Source organism: Vibrio sp. L85 (assembly GCF_963871815.1).
GTDB classification, from domain to species: domain Bacteria; phylum Pseudomonadota; class Gammaproteobacteria; order Enterobacterales; family Vibrionaceae; genus Vibrio; species Vibrio harveyi.
On the sequence record NZ_CAWMYL010000005.1, the window covers coordinates 1 to 14,973 of the forward strand.

Consider the following 14,973-nt stretch of genomic DNA (forward strand, 5'->3'; position numbering starts at 1 on the left):
CATTTCTAATGGGGAGAAAAGAGGACATTTCTATCGGGGATTGACATTGGGTACCGCTCTCTCCCTGATAAAGTCCCTGTTTGTACGCACGCCCTTTTCTTGGCGATCAACTGGCTTTCTTTTTATTAGAAGAACGGACGTGCTGAGCTAAAATGCGTGTACCTTCCATTTTTACGTCGGTACGTTTTCGCCAAGCCCACAATCGTTCTCTGGCTGCTTTCGCACTCGCTTCTACATCGACTATTGGGGCGAGGTATTTTGAGTCCGGTTCTAACTGGTACATCACGACTTCCATTGCGGTCATTTTCCAAGGCTCAAACAACAGTGGGGTGGGTACCTTAGCGAGCTCCGGAATCCATTTATGAATGAATTCACCATCGGCATCGTGTTCTTGTGCTTGTTTCGTCGGATTGTAGATACGAATGGTATTGGTGCCAGTCACTCCAGCCTGCATTTGAAATTGTGGATAATGGATACCCGGTTCAAAGTCGAGAAATAGCTGCGCTAGGTGAGTTACGCCATCGCGCCAATCCATGTTCATGTGATGCGTTAAAAAGCTTACTAGCATCGCGCGCATTCGAAAGTTGATGTATCCCGTGTGATGAAGGCAGCGCATACAGGCATCGACGAGAGGTATGCCAGTGGTTCCCTCCTTCCAAGCATCTAGTCGGATTGGGTCGATGTTGCTCGCTTGGCGAAGCAAAGGGTCATAGGCTTGGTTCACACAGCGAAATTCCATCTCACATTCAGATTCAAATTTCTGCATAAAATGACAATGCCAATGAAGCCTTGAAGACAACGCAATTAGGCTGCGACGAAACCCCGTCACTTGCCAATGTTGCAAGAGGTATTGATACACTTCTCGAAGCGAAATATTACCCCATGCAAGATAAGGAGAGAGGCGAGTACAGGCTGTTCGAGATGCCGTCGGGTTGGAAATACTGCGGTAATAATCTCGTCCTCGGCGTTGAAAAAAGTCTTCCAATGTTTGCCAAGCGAGTGAGCTCCCGCCAGTTTGCATGCCTTTTACTTTTTCTAACCAAGAAGGGGGAGGAGTAAAGGTGAAACCTAGCGCGTCAATGTCGAGGGTAATAAGAGAAGCGCTTTCAAGTTCAATCTTTTCTATGGGAGCTCGCATAACGGTATCCCAGTGTTTGTCCCAGCCGAATCGGTCTTTTGCGCCTCGCACAACTGCGCCATGTTCAAACTCATGCCATGGAATGCCTTGTGCTTGAAGCCATGCTGATACTTGTTTATCTCGCTCAAACGTACAATTCAATCCAATTTCTTGATGAGAGAAAACGGCATTGATGTTGAATTGGTTTTGAATCGCACTCAAACAATCCCGAGCATTGCCAAACATTACTGAGACCTTTTGATCATGTTGAGCAAGCTGTACGTCCATGTCTTGGAGTGATTGCCAAACAAAGCGCCAATGACGTTCGGAGTAATGTGGGTCATCCAACAGCATGGGCTCAAAAATATAGAGCAGCACTGTTGGATTCTCAGAAGATAGAGCATGCTGCAAAGGGAGGTGATCGGTTAGGCGTAAGTCGCGTTTTAGCCATACTAAGTTGATTGTTTGCATCGGAGCCCTCACTGGTTTTCCGACTTCTACGCATGAGAGAGGCAAATTTCTCACTCGGTGATCGATTTTATTACGGTTGACGTAGAGGCACGGAGCAAGGAGGTGCTTTATGTCTATGCCACTCAGTAAACTGGAAAAATTCTTCTATATCGACAAGCTTGTCATCCACTCTCTCGATCTCGCTTTGTATCAAGTCTCGGTTCTAGTCGACGGAGAGGAGCACTTTGTTACTGACGATAAAGGGAAGTTTTTAAGGGCGCATTCGATATTGGAGTTGCAAAAGCAATGTCGTAACTTGAAAGCGAAAAAACAGGTACTTCGCCAGCAAAGTGCCTACGATGAAATGGTTGGCCAGCCAAGTAGGAGTGGTACTAACGAGCTGGAAGTGTTGCTGAAAGACAACGACCTCTATTGAAATTAGATTAAAAGGGGAGAAAGTGCGAGCTAGGTTTGTTAGCTCGCACCTTACTAATTACGCTTGTTTACGTTGTGCGTCTTTCTTTGCCAGTTTTTCTGCACGTCGTTGCTGACGTTGTTTGGCACTCTCACCACCGACGTGCTGCTCGCCACGAACCGCAGCTAACGACACTTGCTTTTCACGTTCGCGGAAGCGTGCTACCTGTTCTTCGCTGTGTTTACCAAAACATTTTGGGCAGCTGACACCTTGCTCAAACTGCTCTGATTGTTTGTCTTCTTCTGTGATTGGCAATCGGCAAGCGTTACACAAGTCGTAGTCAGCTTTTTCTAGCTGGTGGTTCACCGCAACGCGACCGTCGAATACGTAACAATCGCCTTCCCACAAGCTTTCTTCTTCTGGTACTTCTTCAAGGTATTTCAGAATACCGCCTTCTAGGTGGTACACCTCATCAAAGCCCTGTTCTTTCATGTAAGCGGTCGACTTCTCACAGCGAATACCACCCGTACAGAACATCGCGACTTTTTTGTGTTTCTCTGGGTCCATGTTTTGTTTTACATAGTCAGGAAATTCGCGGAACGTGTCAGTATTTGGGTTAACTGCACCTTTAAATGTTCCGATCTCGATTTCATAGTCATTACGAGTATCAACCACAAATACTTCTGGATCAGCAATCAGATCGTTCCAATCTTGCGGCTTTACGTAGGTGCCAACGACATGGCGAGGATCGATGCCTTCAACGCCCAATGTCACGATCTCTTTCTTTAGCTTTACTTTGGTGCGGTTAAACGGCTGAGTATCTGAGTACGACTCTTTGTAAACAATACCAGTAAGGCGAGGCTCCGCATTTAGCCATGCAAGCAGTGTATCAATACCTTCGCGTTTCGCTGCTACCGTACCGTTAATACCTTCACTCGCCAGTAGCAACGTTCCATGTACACCGTGGGCTTCCATTAGGGCAAGCAATGGCTCGCGTAACTCTTGGTAGTTTTTCAGTTCCACAAACTTATACAGTGCGCAGACAACATACTGACTCATGATTATTCCTTACTTTAAAGGGTCGATGGTTCGACGGATCGATATCTAACAATTTTAGCGGCTCGGAGTATACCTGAGTAATTTAGTCGGAAATACGGACAAACTATGCGGATATTTTTAGTCATGTTGCCCCGGCGATTTTTTCGATAAATCTCAGCGCGTAGCATTGGAAATTAAAGGGTATGAAAATTTGAACTAGATCACATTTGTTGTTCTTTTCTAGAAATGAACTAAGTTAATGAAAATTAAAGCTTTGTGGAAAACTACATCACTTTATCAGGTTAGCGGTGCTTGTCTCTAATTGCAGTTCCTGTCGAGCTTGGTGTCGGTGTCAATATGTTTCCTTACCCTCTCCATCTTCAGTTCTAACTTTTAAAAAACTTTCTTGTAATGATAACTATTATCATCTAGATCTATTGCGTACATATGGTGCTCAACATTTAAACTACACACAAGATATAGATTATGGACGTTATAAAACGAGATGGACGGAAAGAAAAAGCCAGTCTAGATAAGGTGACTCGAAGAGCCGAAGCGCTGGCTGATGGACTAAAAGTTGAACCTATTGCGGTGGCACAACGCGTGGTAAGCGGTTTGTACGACGGCATTAGGGTGACGGAAATCGATGTATTCCTCGCTGAAACGGCAGCAAGCCTTGCGACGGAACACCCTGATTATGCCAAGCTTGCGGCTCGCGTGATGGTGAGTTCTCTGCAAAAAGAAACCAGCGGATACGCAACTGCAACAAGTGAGCTCTCTGAAATCGGTATTCTTTCCGATGCTTACGTCGACTTTGTTGCCAAGAATCAGTTTGCGCTCGAAGAGATGATTGACTACAAACGCGACTACCAGTTTGATTACTTCGGCTACAAAACTCTCGAGCGTTCTTACTTATTGAAAGTAAAAGGTGTGGTGGTTGAACGACCACAAGATATGTTCATGCGTGTGGCAGTCGCTGTCGCGGGTGACGATCTTGAAGAAATTAGAGAGCTATACGATTTGCTCAGTCTTGGCTACTACACCCACGCTACACCAACGCTGTTTAATGCTGGCTGTAAGATGCAGCAACTGTCTTCGTGTTTCCTATTAGCGATGCAAGAAGATTCCATCAACGGCATTTACGACACCCTCAAAGATTGTGCGCTGATTTCTAAATCGGCGGGTGGCATTGGGTTACACATCCACAATATTCGAGCGACGGGTGCGCCAATTATTGGTACTAACGGTGTGTCGAATGGCATCGTGCCAATGCTGAAAGTCTTCAATGAAACGGCTCGCTATGTGGACCAAGGAGGTGGTAAGCGCAAGGGCTCATTTGCGGTTTATCTGGAACCTTGGCATGCGGATATCGAATCCTTCCTCGATTTACGTAAAAACCACGGCAAAGAAGAGTTCCGCGCACGTGACTTATTCCTCGCTTTATGGGTGCCAGACTTGTTCATGGAACGTGTTGAAAACGACGCGGAATGGACTCTATTTAGCCCTCACAATACCATGGGTTTGTCTGATTTATACGGTGCTGAATTTACTCAGAAGTACCAAGAATACGAGCGTATGGGCTTGGGCGTGAAGACCATCAAAGCCCGCCAATTGATGACGCAAATCATTGAGTCGCAAGCCGAGACGGGTACGCCGTACATGCTCTACAAAGATGCGTGTAATGAAAAGTCGAATCAGAAAAACCTCGGCACCATTAAGTCGAGTAACTTGTGCGCAGAGATCATGGAAGTCTCGACGCCAGATGAAACGGCGGCTTGTAACTTGGCGTCTATGGCACTGCCTAAGTTCGTTACAGACACGGGGTTTGATTTCGACAAACTTCACCAAGTCACCAAAGTCGCGATTAAGAACCTCGACCGCGTTATCGATGTGAACTATCACCCAACCGATAAGATTGAAAAATCGAACCACGCGCATCGTCCTGTTGGTTTGGGTATTCAAGGTTTGGCGGATGTGTTCTTCAAAATGCACCTTCCATTCGATAGCGAAGAAGCCTTGCAGCTAAACCGTGACATCGCGGAAACCATGTATCACGCCTCCCTTGAAGCGTCTTGTGAAATCGCGGCGCAAAAAGGGGCGTACTCCAGTTATGACGGCTCACCAATCAGTCATGGTCAGTTCCAATTTGACCTGTGGGATGAACAACCAAGCAGCCGCTGGGATTGGTCACAACTCAAGCGCCAAATCGCAGAGCATGGTGTGCGCAACTCGTTACTGATTGCTCAAATGCCAACTGCGTCGACTGCGCAAATTTTAGGTAACAACGAAGCGTTTGAAGCGCAAACCAGCAATATCTATAAACGCCAAACATTGTCGGGTGAGTTCATCATCATCAACAAACACCTGGTCAGCGATCTGGAACAGCGTGGTCTTTGGACGAGCAAAATCCGTGACGCCATTATTCTCAATAACGGTTCAGTACAAGGCATCGATGCCATTCCAGACGATCTTCAATCCGTGTATCGCACCGTGTGGGAAATCTCTCAGAAGGTGATCATTGATATGTCGGCAGCTCGCGCCCCGTTTGTTTGCCAATCGCAGAGCCTCAACTTATGGCTTGCATCACCAACGTTCGCCCAAATCAATGCGATGCACTTCTACGCGTGGAAACGTGGTCTGAAAACCGGCATGTACTACCTGCGCTCTAAGCCATCAACGAATGCGGTGAAAGTCACCGTTGGTCAGCAAAGTGAAGATGAAGATTGCCTAAACTGCGGCGCATAAACCTATCTCGTCAATTGAAAAGATTCACATCAACCGAAAGTAAGGAAACGGTATGATTGTTAAAAATAAATTTAGCTTGTTCCCCATTCAATACGAAGAGATTTGGCAAGCGTACAAAACGCACGAAGCGGCTTTCTGGACGACAGAAGAACTCGATTTTGCTCAAGATCTTGCTGATCTTGCCAAGCTGACCGAAGGCGAAAAGCACTTCATTCGACATGTGTTGGCGTTCTTTGCTCAGAGCGAAGGGATGATCAACGAGAACTTATTGACTCGATTCTATGGCGAAATTGAAATCGCAGAAGCGCGCTGCTTCCTTGCTTTGCAGGCATTTAATGAGGTTATTCACGCAGAGACTTACGCACTGCAACTCGAAACTTACATTCCCGATGTTGAAGAGCGTGAGCGCTTGTTCAATGCGATTGAAAACGTCCCGACCGTGAAGCGTAAGGCGGAGTGGGTAATGAAGTGGATCTCCTCCGATAAACCATTGGCAATGCGTTTGATCGCCTTTGGCTTGGTGGAAGGCTTGTTCTTCGCTGGCAGCTTCTGTGCCATTTACTACTTCCGTAAACGTGGTTTGCTGGCTGGTTTGGCAGCAAGCAATGACTTGATTGCTCGTGACGAAGGGTTGCACTTTAGCTTCTCTGCGTTGCTATTCAAAACCTTAGGTCAAGGCAAGGTGACACAACAAGAGTTTGAGGAGATTTGCCGAGAAGCCGTTTCAATTGAGAAAGAGTTTGTAACGGAAGCCCTACCGGTGGACTTGATTGGTATGAATGCCGAACTGATGTGCCAATACATTGAGCACACTGCCGATGTCATCGCTGGTTTGTTTGGTTTTAACCCAATCTTTGGTGCTGAAAACCCATTTGATTACATGCGTTTGCTGGACATGGAAGGAAAAACCAACTTCTTCGAAAAACGCGTTACTGAGTACAAACGACCTCAAGATCGCCAGTTGAGTTTTGATGCGGATTTCTAACGACAAGGAATAGCAGAGAAGAGTGATGAAAATAGAAATGTACAGCAAGGAGCAGTGCTCTCAATGTGAAACCGCAGCAATGTGGTTGCAAAATCAGGGCTTTAACGTGGCAACGCTCAAGTTGGATGTGGAGTTTGATCGGGAAACCTTGTTCGAGTTATTCCCAACCGCAAGAAGCTACCCACAGTTTATGCTTGATGGCGAACCGATTGGTGATTTCAGTCGCTTAAAATCCGCACTCGCTTTTGAGCAAAGCGCTACTTTCTAAATTAGGTCTCTAATCCCCTTTTATTGAGAAAAGGGGATTTTTATTTCCACTTAAATTTTGTGGATGTTCAAATTATCAGTAAAAACTCGTAAAACTGTTGAAAACGTACTCGACATAAATGGTCAAAATTTGTACTGTTGATTCGCTTCACATTCCTAAAACTTCTTATCCGATAATCAGTTGAAGCAAAGATCTGTGCTTGATACAGGTCGGTTGGCAAAGGAATTCAACATGCAACAGTTTCATATCAGAAGACTAAGAGAAGAAGACGTCCCACTGTTGAAAACGCTCTTGGTCGAACTCGACACCTCTCATTATAATGCTGAGCCAGATTTCTACCGTTCTCCGGAAGAAATGGCGCAGTTAAGGGAAGATCGCAACATCTTCGATAAATATTTTGATGGCAGCATCACGGCTTTTATCGCGTGTTCTAACCGACAGGTGGTTGGTTTTATCTCTGGCACCGTGCGAGAGGTCAACTCGATTCTCTCTCCAGAAAGACGCGTCGCTTATATCAATGAATTGGTGGTGTCTGAAAGCCATCGTAACTTAGGTATTGGCTTGTCTTTGATGGATAAAATCGAGAGTGATTTGTGCAGCCAAGACATTGAAGAGCTCGGTTTAACCGTGGCGTCATTTAATCACGAAGGCGAAGATTTCTACCATAAGATGGGTTACCGTGTGATCACCAAAATGATGACCAAGCGAGTCAAAGACTAGTGCTAGTTTAAACGTGAATCGAATCAAAAACGCCTCTCTATCTCGTGATAAAGAGGCGTTTTTCTATCTAGGTTTTTAGCGAACCCTGAGCGTTAGCTGCTTATTTTAACGTTGCTGCTGTTTGTTTACCCATCGCAATTAATTTGTCGAGAATGCGTTCACCATCTGCGCGAAGACCGTTGTGTTCGTATTCGTTGGTGATCCACGCTTTTGAGTTTGGTATTGCAGCGAGTGTTTCGCGGCTAATGTCCATTTCTACAAACATATCGTCGGCATAGACGGCACAGCTTACAGGCACCTTATTGTTTGCCAGTTGCTGCGCATCGTATAGCGGCGTCCAATCGACTTTCTCTGCCAGTAAATTCGCCGCTTCTTTCAGTGGCTTTAAGTTCACGTATTGATCGAACATCCAAGGAAAGACCATTTCTCCAGTAAAGTAGAACGGCTTACCTTGTTCGTAATTGAACGCATCATGCTCTTGGCGCACTCGGTGAGCGCTCCATTGAGAAGCAAATCCTTGGCAGTAAATTGATTCGTGCAGAATCGCGTAAATGGGATTGGTCTGGAAGTTTTGCTGCGCCAACATGTCGTTGAGGAATTCATAACGAAGCTGAGGTTTACCGTTCACTTCAATCAAGGCACTTTCTAGCCAGTAGTAAGTTGGCAAGAAGGTATCACTGACACCAAAGTTAATCCCAATTTGTTGGAACTGTTCAACAGTAAAGCGCTGACCATTTGGCAGGAACTCTTCGTGCTCCAATAAGTGATCAGCAATGCTTTGGCACAGTTGCTGCGCTTGTGGGAATTGCTGGAAGAAGGCTTGGTTCTTCTCCATGGTGCGCTTAAAGGTTGCTTGATACACATCATCCGCATGACGAGAAACCGAAGGCACACCACCCGTAATGTAGCTTTGCAGCAAACTGTTCGGGAACAGCGATAGATAAGTTAGTGAGCAGAAACCACCAAAGCTCTGACCCAAAATCGCCCACTTCTCAACACCAAATTGTTCACGGATAAATTCCGCATCGCGAACAATGTTGTCTGCGCGGAAGTGGCTTAAGTAGTCTGCCTGTTGCGTCGGTGTAAGGTGCGCAAGCGTCTGGTGATTAATCACGCTGCTGTTGCCAGTGCCGCGTTGGTCGAGCAGCAGTACACGATACTCACTCAGCGCGCGCTTGATCCAACCGTTGTTTCCGTTTGGACGAGGAGAAGGGAAGCCCGGACCGCCCTGAAAATACACTAACCACGGTTTGACTGAGTCTTCATCGCCGACTAAACAAACGGAGCGAGCGAAGACGTTGATCGTGCCTTTACTTAGATCTTGGTAATCCAGTGGCACGGTGAACGAGTGGGGTGTGTAATGCAGTCCTGCGTCGATAAATGATTGAGCGTTCATTGTTATGGTCTGTCCTTGTTTATAGTCGCTTTACGATATCGAATTCCTTATTAGAAACAATAGATTTGTTGTAAGAACTCGATTTTTGAAGCCTGAAAGGCAAGTAATGGCACTCAAAACAGAAACTCTTCGATCTTTCCGTGTTGGTATGCACTGAGTGAACTATGATCTGATAGGTGCAGTTTAGACATCACTGTCTTACCGTTTTTATGAAACGAGACATTTGGCGGTCATTGACCATGGAGGATGCTTGATGAACACGTCACTTACCCGAATAACGCTCACTTGTTTACTACTACAGACCATCAGTGCCCCTGCATTGGCAGTTGTAACGCCGAATCCGCCTCAGTTGCAGGCAAAAGGCTATGTGTTAATGGACTTTCAGTCCGGTGCCATTATTGCGGAGCAAAACGCACGTGCCGGATTAGCCCCTGCCAGTTTAACTAAGCTGATGACTGCTTACGTCGTAGGGCAAGAAATCAAATCCGGGCGGCTCCAATGGGATGATAAAGTGACGGTGAGTGAGAACGCGTGGTCAGCCAAATTCCCAGACTCCTCAAAAATGTTTATCCAACCCAAAGATGAAATCACCGTTGCCAACCTAATGCGTGGTGTGATCGTTCAATCTGGTAATGATGCTTGTGTGGCGCTCGCCGAACATGTTGCAGGTAGTGAAGGGGCGTTTGTCGCCTTGATGAACGGTTGGGCAGATAAGCTCAGCTTGAACGATACCTACTTCGTTAACTCGCATGGTCTGGATAGCGAGGGCATTCAAACTTCTCCTAATGATATGGCGACTCTGATGCAATCGATCATCAATGACGTGCCTGAAGTCTATGCGCTTTATAGTGAGAAGGTATTTAAGTGGAACAAGATCACCCAATACAACCGCAATAAACTGCTGTGGGATAAATCGATGGATGTCGATGGCGGCAAAACGGGCTACACCAGCAATGCTGGGTACAGTTTGGTCAGTTCTGCTAAGCAAGGAAAGATGCGACTTATCTCGGTAGTGATGGGGACACCAAGCAAACAGTCACGCATTAGCCAGTCTAAGAACCTGCTTAGTTATGGCTTCCGCTTCTATGACACGAAACAAGTAGCAAAACAGGGGGAAGTTCAGGCGAGTGCAAAAGTTTGGAAGGGCGATGTCAGTGAGATTGATTTGGGCTTCGCTCAAGACGCGTACCTGACGCTCCCTCGCTCTCTAACCGCTGGTTTAGACAAGAGCGTGGTCGTGAATGAGCCGCTGATTGCACCGATCGCAAAAGGGGATGTGGTTGGTAAAGTCGTGTGGAAGAGTGACGATAAAACTGTGGCGAGCTATCCGTTGGTAAGTAACCAAGCGGTGGAAGAGGGCTCGTGGATTGGGAAGTTATGGGACAGTTTAGTGCTGTGGGTGAAGTCGCTATTTAACTAGCTCAAGGGCAAGTTTCGCAATAGTGATTTCAGAATTTCAGAAAAAGAAAAGCAGCTCGAAGGTGAGCTGCTTTTTTCTTTTTATAGCTGAGACGACTTTCGCATTTATTGCGGTTTCAGTGATTATTCAGACAAGGTGATGATTGGTAAGTCATCCCAAATCTTGCTCTCATCCGAAGCGCCGCCAGAGAAGTTCCAAGGACCTTTATCTTGTTCCAGTGGACGGTAAGTGGCAGACAATCCATCCAAGTCCCAAGTTGTCACATAGAATCGAATGCCATCCAGTGAATCAGGTCGACCTAGTGCGTCACTCGCGAAGTCCATCGAAATGGTGTTGTTGGCTTTGTCTACCGTGACCATTGGTGCTGGTGTTACGGCTTCGCCCCATGTTGTCTCGTTTGCGCCTTGAGTGTTGTAAATCGAGCTTTGCCAGCCGAAGACCACAGCATTGCGACTCCATGTTCCGCTTGGCATAGAAGCGTTGATCTTAGGCAGTTCCGTCAGGTTGGTTGCCGCTTCTTCCGGTAAATCAATGAAGATGGTGAAGCCAACGTGGTCAAAGCCATTTGGCGGCAACCAAGTATCGGTGATCTTGTCCATGGTTAAGGTCAAGCGCACGTTGCTGCCGACGGTAAATACCTCTGCTTTGTTGATTGCGAGTTGGCTGTTGTCTTTGTCGAACGTTGGATCCGTTGGTAGCGAGTAGTTACCGTTAGGACCGCCCATACCATCTTGTGCATCACCAGCGTCATCAATAGTGTCGTCTGGCGTGTTCGACCAGCTTAAGTCCGACACAAAGTTCACATCTTCAGTACCTGCTTTTTTCTCCGTGGAGTAAATCGCGAAGCGGTGTTGCTGTTCGCCAATCGCAAAGTGACGGGTAGATAAAGTCACGCTGAACTGACCGTCAGCACCCACGGTAATGGCTTGTGCTGTTTCTAGGTTACCGTCGACGACAAGGTTTAATTTCTCGTTTGCGTTAGCAGTACCAGCAATCACGATGTCATCAGTAATGATTTGTCCTTCCCAATCCTGTGCCAGTTGGATGTTGAGGTCTGGTGTATCTACCGATTGGGTGTCGTTAGTTTTCGAGTAAATCACGGCAGATTTGGCTGGTAGTTCAAGGGTGACGTGACCGTTTTCATCGGCGACTAACTGCTCTGGAGCGTCTGCCCAATTCGACATGATTTGTTGTTGGAAGACGGTGCCGCCCGCTTGCTCTACATCGAGTTGGTTCATCAACATTGGGGAATTCGATGTGTTCATTACCACCAAGACTTCGTCGTTATCCAACGTTCGGGTAAAGGCGAACACACCGGCGCCAGCTTTATCGCTGCCAATCACTTTCATTTCGCCGCGAGTTATGACTTTGTTTTCGGTACGTAACTTAGCAAGCTCTTGGATGAACAAGTACATCTCGCTGTTTTGGTCGAATGAATCTACGTAGTCACCGTCTTCACGGTAACCGCCAGCAAACATCGCATCGCGCGCTGCTGACATCGCCTGTTCTGTACCTTGGTAAATCACAGGAATGCCCGGTACCGCCATCATGGTAATCAGCGCTTGCTTCATATCGTTGATACTGCCTTGCGATAGAAAACGTGGCATATCGTGGTTATCAATGAAGTTCGGCATGATGTATGGATTCGGGAACATCTCCATCATTTTCTCAAGGCGGAAGCGTAAGTAATCGGTCGGTTGTCCTGCTGCAAACACGCGCGTCATAGTAGCTTGCAATGGGAAGTTCAGCACCGAGGTTAACTGCTCCGGTGAGCCGCTTTCGCCGATGTAAGTCAGCATCTTCTCTTCGCCTTCTGTGTTGTAAGGCGTAGATGTTTCGAAGACTTCACCAAAGGTCAGGAAGTTATCGCGACCAGTATCAACCGCTTGAGTCATCACACCATCGTCGGCGTGCAGGAAGTCATTCCAGAAATCGTGCTCTACAAACTTCACAGTATCGATACGGAAACCGTCAACGCCAACTTCTCGGATCCATTTTCGGTAGCTCTCTTTTAGATAAGCGCGTACTTCAGGGTCGGATGTATTCAGGTCATCCAGATCTGACAGTTGCCAGGTTTTTTCTTGTACTGGGTCGTTGTGGTCGGTGATGCTTGGCGTCCAGTGGTAAATGCCGGTGCCATCATCTTTACACTCATTCATGTTGAGCGGATAAGGCAGTTCTTGCCCTGCTGGCAGCGCATTTTCAATCAAACGGAAACCTTGGCAAGGTAGGCTAGGATCGTAATTGTATGGGTCATCGTAAGTGAAGAAGTTACCTACGTGGTTGGTCACGATGTCTTGAATCAAGAACATGTTACGAGCGTGCACTTCTCGTGCTAACGCTTGGTAGCTTTCCATGTTACCAAAGTGCTCATCCACTTTTTGGAAATCACGCGCCCAGTAGCCGTGGTAGCCACCGTAGTTTTGTTCGGCATCCCACCATTGGTTTGCCACAGGCGGCGTAATCCAGATAGAGGTAGCGCCTAGGTCTTCGATGTAGCCCAGTTTGTCACTGACACCAACAAGGTCACCACCACTGAATTTTTTGTCTGAGGTAGGATCGTATTCATTCTGACCTTGATCGTTTAGCGTGTTGTCGCCGTCGTTAAAACGGTCGATCATCAAGAAGTAAATGATCTGGTCTTGCCAATCAGGAGATGCCACGTGGCTTCCTGTGTCGGTTGGCGTAGTTTCATCGCTACCACAGCCAGAAAGAGCTAGGGCGATCGCTAGAGGGAGTATTTTTATTTTATTCATAGGGTTAGGTAAGGTTTCAAACACGGTTTTTGTCTCCGTTATGCAGCAATGCGGAAACGATAAAACAAAGGTTTGAAATTGAGAGTGTCATTTCACGCCAAAAAAGACGTGAAATGATGTCACGAAGTGCTGAATTTGAACTGTGCTACATATTTAACTGAGTGGTTGCACAATTGGGTATTGAATCGGGTAATGGTCTTTGGCTAACTCATTACCAGAATGATCATAGAGTCGGAATCGGCACTGTTTAACCGTTTGGGTTAGGGGCAGTTGCAGCGCCCAGCATGTGTAATCTTCTGCATTCTGAGTTTGGCTCATTGCGTGCGGAGCTGGCGCATCACCCACGTAGCAATCGATCTTCGCCACGTCTTTTAATCGACACGCGAGTTCCACAAACAAGGTGTACTGAGTGCCGAGTTGGAGCAGTTGTCTTGTCGGGACTATGTATTCCGTTGCGCCAATTAAAAGCCCCTTAGAAACCACGTAATCACGCTGGTGGTTGTTATCAATGTAGCGCTCACCATCGACTTCATAACACAGTCTAAAGGTCAGTGGATGAGCGACAGGAAGCTCTGTCGTCGCCCATAGTTCGGTGCCATTATTCAAAAAACGCTCGAAGAAGGCTGGGTAGCGACGCCACGTGCCATCACGGTCTCGACACTCAACGGAGACCACTTTTTCAAACGCAATATTATCCACTTCCATCCAGATTTTACCGACGGGTTGGTCAATGTCATTATCGGCTAAAGTATTCGCTTTGGCGTAGTACAAGCGGATGGGTTGGTTATTGAGGTGAGTGCGGTTATCTAAGCACTGCTGGCGATATTGCATTGGCGAAAACGGATACCAACGGCGAAAGGTTCTATGGAAGTTGGAAGGCTCTTCATAACCCAACTGATAAGCGATTTGCTGCGTTGTGAGTTGAGTATCTGCAAGTAGGGCTAATGCGTGCTTTTTCTTGGCGAAGTCGACGCATTGCGAATAGCTCATTTGTTTTTCTTGCAGGCGACGTTGCAAGGTGCGCTTGGATACGCCCAATTGCAGTGCGGCTTGTTCTAATTTCAGTGCGTAATTGCTGTTTTTGACGAACAGAGCATTCAGCACGCTTAGCAATTCTGGCTGTTCAATTGGTTGGTGAGACAGCAGCAAATAAACATGTTTCACCAAGTCGAACACAACCGAGTTCTTATTCGGGTTAGTCTCGTCTTCTAGTTCTAAATGAGCAGAGTAAAGGTCATGGTTGTGAAGCTGAATGCGCACAGATTCACTCAAACCTAACTGTTCCAATTGCATCAGCAGCAAGTCATAAACCGATTCTGCCCAGCTTGGCATTTCGGTAGCTCTGCACTCTAGCCGCATCTGAACCTGGTTATCACTGTGTTCGAAAACAATGTACAAGCGACGGTCGAATAGCGAAACACTTTTGCTCCACCACAGCAAACCTTCACGTAGCGTCGGTGCCTCTTGCAACATCATACATTGCAAGGCAACCAGCTTTTCAATGTGCCAATATTCGCCAGCAATTCTTAGGTGATTATGCCCAAGTTTTTTGCAGAGAAAGGGCGTGATGATGTTGTCTTGAGGCAGCATGAAAGTGGTTCGGTAACAGAGCAAAGGCGACATTATTGCTTAAACCAGGTGTTGCTTCAGTGAGAGTGCTCAA

The 14,973-nt window shown here is 46.7% G+C and carries 11 protein-coding genes; 6 read left to right on the forward strand and 5 right to left on the reverse strand.

Annotated features, from left to right (window positions below; translation table 11 throughout):
• Window positions 1-106 precede the first annotated feature (106 nt).
• On the reverse strand, window positions 107-1,588 hold the full coding sequence (locus tag AACR11_RS00170; RefSeq protein ID WP_029788332.1) for an FAD-binding domain-containing protein: 1,482 nt from the start codon (window positions 1,586-1,588) through the stop codon (window positions 107-109).
• Between the two features lie 109 nt (window positions 1,589-1,697).
• On the opposite strand from AACR11_RS00170, the gene AACR11_RS00175 reads away from it, so the two are divergent.
• Window positions 1,698-2,003 (forward strand): DUF6482 family protein, encoded by a 306-nt coding sequence (locus AACR11_RS00175; RefSeq protein ID WP_029788331.1) that lies wholly within the window; start codon window positions 1,698-1,700, stop codon window positions 2,001-2,003.
• Window positions 2,004-2,060: 57 nt separating this feature from the next.
• Here AACR11_RS00175 and trhO read toward each other — a convergent pair whose 3' ends face one another.
• The gene (trhO, locus tag AACR11_RS00180) at window positions 2,061-3,041 is read right to left on the reverse strand and encodes an oxygen-dependent tRNA uridine(34) hydroxylase TrhO (RefSeq protein ID WP_029788330.1); all 981 of its coding nucleotides are present in this window, start codon (window positions 3,039-3,041) and stop codon (window positions 2,061-2,063) included.
• A 465-nt stretch (window positions 3,042-3,506) separates the two neighbouring features.
• Here trhO and AACR11_RS00185 point away from each other — a divergent pair, with 465 nt between their 5' ends.
• The 4 genes from AACR11_RS00185 to AACR11_RS00200 all read left to right on the forward strand — a co-directional run bounded on the left by AACR11_RS00185 (window position 3,507) and on the right by AACR11_RS00200 (window position 7,738).
• Window positions 3,507-5,765, forward strand: a complete 2,259-nt coding sequence (locus AACR11_RS00185) for a ribonucleoside-diphosphate reductase subunit alpha (RefSeq protein WP_029788329.1) — start codon at window positions 3,507-3,509, stop codon at window positions 5,763-5,765.
• Window positions 5,766-5,817: 52 nt separating this feature from the next.
• Window positions 5,818-6,750: a ribonucleotide-diphosphate reductase subunit beta gene (locus tag AACR11_RS00190; protein WP_005447479.1), complete on the forward strand. Its 933-nt coding sequence runs from the start codon at window positions 5,818-5,820 to the stop codon at window positions 6,748-6,750.
• A 25-nt stretch (window positions 6,751-6,775) separates the two neighbouring features.
• Entirely contained in the window at window positions 6,776-7,018 is a 243-nt protein-coding gene (locus AACR11_RS00195; RefSeq protein ID WP_029788328.1) for a glutaredoxin family protein, read from the forward strand.
• Between the two features lie 231 nt (window positions 7,019-7,249).
• Window positions 7,250-7,738, forward strand: coding sequence for a GNAT family N-acetyltransferase (locus AACR11_RS00200; protein ID WP_029788327.1), 489 nt, complete (start codon window positions 7,250-7,252; stop codon window positions 7,736-7,738).
• Between the two features lie 100 nt (window positions 7,739-7,838).
• On the opposite strand, the gene AACR11_RS00205 is transcribed toward AACR11_RS00200, so the two are convergent.
• A complete protein-coding gene (locus tag AACR11_RS00205; RefSeq protein ID WP_079325448.1) occupies window positions 7,839-9,134 on the reverse strand; it encodes an alpha/beta fold hydrolase in 1,296 nt (431 codons plus the stop codon).
• Window positions 9,135-9,387: 253 nt separating this feature from the next.
• Here AACR11_RS00205 and AACR11_RS00210 point away from each other — a divergent pair, with 253 nt between their 5' ends.
• Complete coding sequence (locus tag AACR11_RS00210; protein WP_017818415.1) at window positions 9,388-10,554, forward strand: D-alanyl-D-alanine carboxypeptidase family protein; 1,167 nt, start codon at window positions 9,388-9,390, stop codon at window positions 10,552-10,554.
• Between the two features lie 122 nt (window positions 10,555-10,676).
• Here AACR11_RS00210 and AACR11_RS00215 read toward each other — a convergent pair whose 3' ends face one another.
• Together AACR11_RS00215 and AACR11_RS00220 are read right to left on the reverse strand one after the other, a co-directional pair.
• Window positions 10,677-13,334 carry an alpha-amylase family glycosyl hydrolase gene (locus tag AACR11_RS00215; protein WP_029788325.1) on the reverse strand — a complete coding sequence of 886 codons (2,658 nt, stop codon included), beginning with the start codon at window positions 13,332-13,334 and terminating at the stop codon, window positions 10,677-10,679.
• Window positions 13,335-13,463: 129 nt separating this feature from the next.
• Window positions 13,464-14,900 (reverse strand): helix-turn-helix domain-containing protein, encoded by a 1,437-nt coding sequence (locus AACR11_RS00220; RefSeq protein WP_029788324.1) that lies wholly within the window; start codon window positions 14,898-14,900, stop codon window positions 13,464-13,466.
• Window positions 14,901-14,973: the final 73 nt, after the last annotated feature.